This window comes from Stenotrophomonas sp. Steno-C17 (genome assembly GCF_056393165.1).
The window spans coordinates 23891-30940 of the sequence record NZ_JBWJPD010000032.1 but is presented as its reverse complement, the minus strand read 5'-3'; the positions used below and the strand labels follow the sequence as shown (position 1 = coordinate 30940).

Here is a 7050-nt window from a genome sequence, read left to right as displayed (position 1 = left end):
AGCATGGCTCGACTCTACAACGGCGGTTTACGAACGCGCGGCCAGCCAGGCGATCGCGCCTTCGGCGGCGCGCAGGCCACTGGCGTAGCACGCCGTCAGCAGATAACCGCCGGTGGGCGCTTCCCAGTCCAGCATTTCGCCGGCACAGAACACGCCGGGCAGGGCATTGAGCATCAGCTGGTGGTCCATCGCCTGCAGGCGCACGCCGCCTGCGGTACTGATCACCTCGGCCATCGGCCGCGGCCGCAGCAGCCGCAGGGGCAGGCGCTTGAGCGTCGCCGCCACGGCCGGCAGATCGTTGCCGGCGTCCTTGCCCAGGTGTTCGAACACCAGCGCGGCTTTCACCGCATCCAGCCCGGCCTGGCGGCGCAGGTGTTCACCGAAGCTGCGACCCTTGCGCGGCCGTGACAGGTCGGCCAGCAGGCGCGCCTCGTCGCGGCCGGGTACAAGATCCAGCGCCAGCACGGCATGGCCATCGCGGTTGAGGGTCTCGCGCAGATCGGCGGACAGCGCGTAGACCAGGCTGCCTTCAATGCCATAGCTGCTGGCAACGCATTCCCCCTGCAGCGACTGCGGCTGGCCCTGCAGATCGATCCAGTGCGCCACGACCGGTTTCAGCGGAGCGCCGGCATGGCGCTGGGCGAAGTGCGCGCTCCAGTCCACGTCGAACCCGCAGTTGGCCGACTGCAGCGGTGCGATATCCACGCCGCGCGCCTGCAGCGGCGCCACCCAGGCGCCATCGCTGCCCAGCTGCGGCCAACTGCCGCCGCCCAGGGCCAGTACCGTGGCATCGGCGTGTACCTGCACATTTCCTTGCTCGCTGGCAAAACGCAGGGCGCCGTCGTCGGTCCAGCCTGTCCAACGGTGATTGACGTGCAGGCGCACGCCCTGTTCTTTCAGCCGGCGCACCCAGCCGCGCAGCAGCGGGGCCGCCTTGCGGTCCACCGGAAACACCCGGCCGGAACTGCCGACGTAGGTGTCCACGCCAAAGCCTGCGGCCCAGTCGCGCAGCGCCTGGGCATCGAAACCGTCCAGCCATTGCCCGACGGCGGCGCTGTGTTCGCGGTAGCGGCTGTCGAACAGTGGCCGCGGGTCGGAATGGGTCAGGTTCAGCCCACCCTTGCCGGCAATCAGGAATTTCCGGCCAGGCGAGCCTTTGGCCTCGTACAGGTCGACCTCCAGGCCGGCGGCGCGCAGCCGCTCGGCGGCGAACAGCCCGGCCGGGCCGCCGCCGACCACGGCGACGCGGCGCGGCTGCTGGACGTCAGGGTTGGACATCGAGCAGCTCGACGTCGAACACCAGCGAGGAGCCAGCCGGGATCGGGCCGACGCCACGGTCGCCATAGCCGTAGTCCGGCGGGATCATCAGGGTGCGCTTGCCGCCCACCTTCATGCCGGCCACGCCCTCGTCCCAGCCACGGATGACCTGGCCCGCGCCGAGCGCGAACACGAACGGCTGGCCACGGCCGACCGAGCTGTCGAAGGTCTTGCCATGCTTGTTTTCGGTGCGCTTGTCGTAGATCCAACCGGTGTAATGCACGGTCACCTTCTGCCCCGGCACGGCTTCGGCACCGGTCCCGACCTGGGTGTCGATGCGTTCGAAGGTGGTCAGGGTGCCGCCCGGGGGCGGGCCGGCGGGCTCGGACGAACAACCGGCGGCAACGAGGGACAGCAACAGGGGAAGCAGCAGGCGGCGCATCGGGCGTCTCCGTAGGGTATTCGCGGGCGGCAAGGGTAGCGCATCGGCGCCGGGTATCATGGTGGCATGGCCAAACTCCTGCTCAACCTGCGCAATGTCGGCGACGACGAATATGCCGATGTGTGCACCCTGCTGGACCAGCACGGCATCGCCTGGTACCGGACCGAACCCAGTCCCTGGGGCATTTCCAATGGCGGGCTGTGGCTGCGCGACGATGCCGACCAGCCGCGCGCCAAGGCCTTGATGGCCGACTACCAGGCCGAACGGGCGCCGCGCATCCGTGCCGAGCGCGAGCAGGCGCTGCGCGATGGCACGGCCGAGACATTCGCCAGCCTGCTGCGGCGGCGGCCGCTGTTCGTGGTGCTGGTACTGCTGGGGATGGCGGGCGCGGCGGCGCTGGTGCTGCTGCCGTTCATGCTGCTGCGCGGGTAGGGGTTGTTGCGGCCGGGTTGCACCCGGCACCCGCCGAAGCAACGTCAACGTCAACGTCAAAAGCGGGCTCTCCGTGATTGGGCGGGGCGGTGGGGGCAGGCGGGGGACGGCAAAAGCTGCTCCTGCGTGCCTCGTAGAGCGCCATCCATGGCGCTCTGCGCCCCCGCCTGCCCCCACCGCCCCGCCTCTGACAGTTCCCGACGAACTGCCGGAACCGCACGGGGTCGGATCCCTCTGCTGCGCAGAGGGCTCTGACCCCAGTGTCTGAAGGCGGTAAAATGGCGGAATGATCGCCAATACCGCTGCCTATCATTTCACCGTCATCGACGCCCCCCAGGCCCTGTGCGACCAGCTGCTGGCGCGGGCCGATGCCGTGGGCCTGCGTGGCACGATCCTGGTGGCCGGCGAGGGGCTGAACCTGTTCCTGGCCGGGGCGCCGCAGGCGGTGCAGGGCTTCTATGCGGAACTGCACGCCGATGCGCGTTTTGCCGGCATGCGGGTCAAGACCAGCTTCAGCGAACACCAGCCCTTCGCGCGGCTGAAGGCCAAGGTGAAGGACGAGATCATCAGCTTCCGCCGCGACGATGGCCAACCGCTGGACTACCCGCGTGCGCCCGCCGTGGATCCGGCCACCGTGCAGCGCTGGCTGCGGCAGGGCCACGACGATGCCGGCAAGCCGGTGGTCATGCTTGATACGCGCAACCTGCAGGAGGTGGCCCATGGCACCTTCAAGGATGCGCTGGTGCTGCCCATCGAGAAGTTCACCGATCTGCCCGAAGCGCTGGCGCCGCACCGGCAGGCGCTGCAGGACAGCACCGTGGTCAGCTTCTGCACCGGCGGCATCCGCTGCGAGAAGGCGGCGCTGTGGATGGTCAACGATGGCATGGACAACGTCCTGCAGCTCGATGGCGGCATTCTTGGCTACTTCGAAGAGGTCGGCGGCGAAGGCTACGAGGGCCGCTGTTTCGTGTTCGATGAGCGCGTGGCGCTGGATGCCGAGCTGAAGCCGCTGGTCGACCAGCCGCTGCCCGAGCCCCGTCCCAGCGCGTTCTGAGCCCCAGACCGGCGCTGGATCCGTCCTGCGGGAATCAGCATTCCGCCACCGTCACTGGCCGTGGCGCCGTTCCGACCCCATCCATGTGGAATCTTGTGACGGAAAACCGCCTGATGATCCCGTTGTCGATCCTCGACCTGGCCCCGGTCTGCGAGGGCAGTGATACCACCGCCGCTTTCGCCAATATGCTGGAACTGGCCCAGCACGCCGATGCGCTGGGCTACCGCCGCTACTGGCTGGCCGAACACCACAACATGCCCGGCATCGCCAGCGCCGCCACGGCGGTGCTGATCGGCCATGTGGCCGGGGGCACGCGCCGCATCCGCGTCGGCGCCGGCGGCATCATGCTGCCCAACCACGCGCCGCTGCAGGTGGCCGAGCAGTTCGGCACGCTGGCGTCGCTGTACCCGGACCGCATCGATCTGGGCCTGGGCCGTGCGCCGGGCACCGACCAGCCCACCGCGCGCGCGCTGCGGCGCTACTTCGATAGCGCCGACCAGTTCCCGCAGGACGTGCGCGAAGTGCTGCATTACTTCGAGCCGGTGCAGGCCGGGCAGGCGGTGCAGGCGGTCCCCGGTGGCGGCCTGCGGGTGCCGACCTGGATCCTCGGCTCCAGCCTGTTCGGTGCGCGCCTGGCTGCCTCGATGGGCCTGCCGTACGCGTTCGCCTCGCACTTCGCGCCCGACGCAATGGACGAAGCGCTGGCCGTCTACCGCCGCGAGTTCCGTCCCTCGGCCACGCTGAAGCAGCCGCACGCGATGCTGGCGCTGAACGTTGTCGCCAGCGACAGTGAGGCTGAATCGCGCCGGCTGTTCACCAGCCAGCAGCAGAGCTTCGTCAACCTGCGCCGTGGCCGCCCCGGTCGCATCCCCGCGCCGATCGATGACATCGAGTCGTTCTGGGAACCGCACGAAAAGCTGGGCGTGGAACGCGCGCTGGCCTGCACCGTGCTGGGCGATGCGCAGCAGGTGGGCGAGGGCATTGCCGCCTTCGTCGACCGCCATGCGCCGGACGAGCTGCTGCTGACTGCCAACCTGTATGACCACCGCGCGCGCCTGCGTTCGTTCGAACTGGCCATGCAGGCCTGGCACGCCCGCCACGCCGGCTGAACGTTTGCGTCACGGCGCATTGCAGCGCCACGCGGTCTGATGGGGGCTCCTGATTCCGGAGCCCCTTCCATGACCGATACCCGCGCCGAGCACATCGCCCAGTTGTCCGAACTGATCAAGGACGTGGAGGTGGCCATGTTCACCACCACGGGCGTGGATGGTCGCCTCTACAGCCGGCCACTGGGCACCCAGCAGGTCGATTTCGATGGTGACCTCTGGTTCGCCACCGCCGCTGACAGTCCGAAGGTGGCGGAGATTGCCCTGAACCCGCGCGTCAACGTGGCCTACGCCTCCACGTCGAAGAATACCTACGTGTCGGTGTCTGGCCGGGCGCGCATCGTGGACGATCGTGAAAAGATCGAGGCGCTGTGGTCGCCGGCGATGAAGTTGTTCTTCCCCGGTGGCAAGGACGACCCGAACCTGCGACTGATCCAGGTGCGCGCAGAAACCGCCGAGTACTGGGAGGGCCCGGGCACGCTGCTGGGCAAGGCGCTGAGCTTCGTGCTGTCGGCGGTGCAGGACGATCCGGCGCAGTTGGGCGACAACGGATTCATCGATCTGCGGTGAGGCACCCCGCCGGGCCATGCCCGGCGAGCCCTGCGGCCAGCGGTCAGAACCAGCGCTGGAACAGCTCCGCGGTGTAACCCACCAACTGGCCGGAACTGAAGCCGAAGAAGGCCACCGCGACCACGCCGCCGATCCAGTTGAACAGCATCAGCGCGCCGTCGCGTTCCAGCAGCGCCAGCGAGAACAGCAGCAGCTGGAAGCCGAACAGGTAGTTGGTGAACGGGATCGGCAGCGACAGCAGCAGGCCCAGCAGCACCAGCAGCAGGCCGGTGAAGGCGTGCGCCGGTGCGGGCGCCAGGAACTGCGGCATGCGCGGCTTCAGCATGCGGTCCAGCCGCCGCAGCGGGCGGTCGATGCGGTCCAGGAAGCGGTGCATGGTGCCGCGGCGGGGTCCGCGGCGGGCGATGAAGCCCGGCAGCCAGGGCTTGCGCATGCAGAACAGCATCTGCAACCCGATCAGGATCACCAGCGGCCCGCTGACCGCGCCGCCCAGGCCGGGAATGGGAATGAAGGCCGGCAGGATCGCCACGAACAGGAACACGCCGAACGCGCTCTGCTGCAGGTCCTGCAGGATCTGGCCCAGCTTCATGTGCTGGGCCGGGTCACCGAACTCGAACATCGCCAGCAGGGTGCGAATGCCCTCGTTGCGATAGGTCGGGCGCTCGCCGCCCGCGCCGTGGCCTGGGTCAGGCGGTGAGCTCATCGGCCTGCTCGTCGGACAGGGTACGCAGCAGCAGCTTGTCCACCCGCGCACCGTCCAGATCGACCACTTCGAAGCGCCAGCCGGCCCAGTCGAAGTACTCGCCCGCGTGCGGGATGCGGCCGAAATAGTGGATGCACATGCCGGCCAGCGTGTAGTAATCGCCTTCCTCGGCGTCGGGCAGGTCGTTGCTGCCGATCAGTTCGCGCAGGTCCTCGATCGGCAGCGAGCCATCCACCAGCAGCGAGCCGTCCTCGCGGGTCACCACCAGCGCATCCTCGTCGGCGTTCTCCACCGCCTGCAGGCGGCCGACCACCGCGCCCATCAGGTCGCTGATGGTCACCAGGCCCTGGATTTCGCCGTACTCATCGACCACCAGCGCCATCGACTGCTGTTCCTCGCGGAAGATTTCCAGCAGCTTCATCGCATGGGTCGATTCGGACACATACAGCGCCTCGCGCAGGGTCTGGAACAGCGCGTTGTCGCCGCGTGCCATGCGGGTGGCCAGCGATTTCAGTTCCAGCACGCCGACCACGTCCTGATCGTTGTCGCGGAACACCGGATAGCGCGAGAACTCGTGCTCGGCCATGATTTCCAGGTTGCGCTCCAGCCCGGCCTGGGTGTCCAGCCAGGCAATGCGGTTGCGCGGGGTCATCAGACTGTCGGCGGTGCGGTCGCCCAGGCGCATCACGCGGTTCATCATGTCGCGCTCGTGAGCGTCGATCACGCCCGCTTCGTGGCTTTCGGCCACCAGCATGCGGATCTCTTCTTCGGTGACCGAGGCGGCTTCGTCCTTGCCCAAGCCCAGCATGCGCAGCACCAGGCGGGTCGAATGCGACAGCAGCCAGACCGCCGGGAAGGCGATGCGGGCCAGCCAGCCCATCGGCAGGGCCACCATGCCGGCAATGTCTTCGGAACGGGTGATGGCCAGGCGCTTGGGCACCAGTTCGCCGAAGATCAGGGTCAGGAAGGTGATCAGTGCGACGGCCAGCGTCTTGCCGATGAGGTTGGCCAGCGACTGCGGCTCACCAAACAGGGTGATGGTGTCGGCCAGCGAGGGGAACATCGCCTGCAGGTGGTGGGCGATGCTGCTGCCAATGGCTTCACCGCCGTAGACGCCGGTCAGGATGCCGCCCAGGGTGATGCCGATCTGGACGGTGGACAGGAAGTTCTCGGGCTTCTCGGACAGTTCAAGCGCCTTGGCTGCGCGCTTGGAGGTGCTGGCCATCTGCTTCAGGCGGCTCTTGCGCGAGGTCATGACCGACATTTCGGACATGGCGAAGAAGCCGTTGAAGACAATCAGGGCCAGGACAATCAGGATCTCAAACACGGGCGTCGTCCCCGGTTGGTGGCAGGGAGGGCGGGTGCTTGCGGTGGCGGCTGGCGCTCAGGAACGGGGTCCGGCGCGGCGCGGGGGGATAAGGGTCGTCGTCCATAAGGTGCGCCCGGGGGCGCGCTGGCATCTTAGCAAAGGGGCGTGGCGGGATGG

8 protein-coding genes are annotated in these 7050 nt (G+C 68.3%); 4 read left to right on the top strand and 4 right to left on the bottom strand.

Annotated features, from left to right (window positions below; all coding sequences use genetic code 11):
- Positions 1 to 27: 27 nt before the first annotated feature.
- Entirely contained in the window at positions 28 to 1278 is a 1251-nt protein-coding gene (locus AC06FA_RS19730) for a TIGR03862 family flavoprotein (RefSeq protein ID WP_478069764.1), read from the bottom strand.
- Positions 1265 to 1699 carry an FKBP-type peptidyl-prolyl cis-trans isomerase gene (locus AC06FA_RS19725; protein ID WP_478069763.1) on the bottom strand — a complete coding sequence of 145 codons (435 nt, stop codon included), beginning with the start codon at positions 1697 to 1699 and terminating at the stop codon, positions 1265 to 1267. Before AC06FA_RS19725 ends, AC06FA_RS19730 begins: the two co-directional genes overlap by 14 nt.
- Before the next feature lie 66 nt (positions 1700 to 1765).
- Here AC06FA_RS19725 and AC06FA_RS19720 point away from each other — a divergent pair, with 66 nt between their 5' ends.
- The 4 genes from AC06FA_RS19720 to AC06FA_RS19705 all read left to right on the top strand — a co-directional run bounded on the left by AC06FA_RS19720 (position 1766) and on the right by AC06FA_RS19705 (position 4861).
- Complete coding sequence (locus AC06FA_RS19720; protein WP_478069762.1) at positions 1766 to 2131, top strand: DUF6164 family protein; 366 nt, start codon at positions 1766 to 1768, stop codon at positions 2129 to 2131.
- Positions 2132 to 2417: 286 nt separating this feature from the next.
- The gene (locus tag AC06FA_RS19715; RefSeq protein WP_478069761.1) at positions 2418 to 3185 is read left to right on the top strand and encodes a sulfurtransferase; all 768 of its coding nucleotides are present in this window, start codon (positions 2418 to 2420) and stop codon (positions 3183 to 3185) included.
- Positions 3186 to 3298: 113 nt separating this feature from the next.
- The gene (locus tag AC06FA_RS19710) at positions 3299 to 4294 is read left to right on the top strand and encodes an LLM class flavin-dependent oxidoreductase (protein ID WP_478069760.1); all 996 of its coding nucleotides are present in this window, start codon (positions 3299 to 3301) and stop codon (positions 4292 to 4294) included.
- Positions 4295 to 4363: 69 nt separating this feature from the next.
- The gene (locus AC06FA_RS19705; protein WP_108761718.1) at positions 4364 to 4861 is read left to right on the top strand and encodes a pyridoxamine 5'-phosphate oxidase family protein; all 498 of its coding nucleotides are present in this window, start codon (positions 4364 to 4366) and stop codon (positions 4859 to 4861) included.
- Positions 4862 to 4904: 43 nt separating this feature from the next.
- Here AC06FA_RS19705 and AC06FA_RS19700 read toward each other — a convergent pair whose 3' ends face one another.
- Entirely contained in the window at positions 4905 to 5564 is a 660-nt protein-coding gene (locus tag AC06FA_RS19700) for an exopolysaccharide biosynthesis protein (protein WP_478069759.1), read from the bottom strand.
- Positions 5548 to 6891, bottom strand: coding sequence for a hemolysin family protein (locus tag AC06FA_RS19695; RefSeq protein ID WP_478069758.1), 1344 nt, complete (start codon positions 6889 to 6891; stop codon positions 5548 to 5550). The genes AC06FA_RS19700 and AC06FA_RS19695 overlap by 17 nt, the downstream gene beginning before the upstream one ends.
- Positions 6892 to 7050: the final 159 nt, after the last annotated feature.

Coding starts and splice junctions, on each gene's coding strand:
- AC06FA_RS19720 (WP_478069762.1), top strand. CDS start 1,766: ATGGCCAAACTCCTGCTCAACCTGCGCAATGTCGGCGACGACGAATAT.
- AC06FA_RS19715 (WP_478069761.1), top strand. CDS start 2,418: ATGATCGCCAATACCGCTGCCTATCATTTCACCGTCATCGACGCCCCC.
- AC06FA_RS19705 (WP_108761718.1), top strand. CDS start 4,364: ATGACCGATACCCGCGCCGAGCACATCGCCCAGTTGTCCGAACTGATC.
- AC06FA_RS19725 (WP_478069763.1), bottom strand. CDS start 1,699: ATGCGCCGCCTGCTGCTTCCCCTGTTGCTGTCCCTCGTTGCCGCCGGT.
- AC06FA_RS19710 (WP_478069760.1), top strand. CDS start 3,299: ATGATCCCGTTGTCGATCCTCGACCTGGCCCCGGTCTGCGAGGGCAGT.
- AC06FA_RS19700 (WP_478069759.1), bottom strand. CDS start 5,564: ATGAGCTCACCGCCTGACCCAGGCCACGGCGCGGGCGGCGAGCGCCCG.
- AC06FA_RS19730 (WP_478069764.1), bottom strand. CDS start 1,278: ATGTCCAACCCTGACGTCCAGCAGCCGCGCCGCGTCGCCGTGGTCGGC.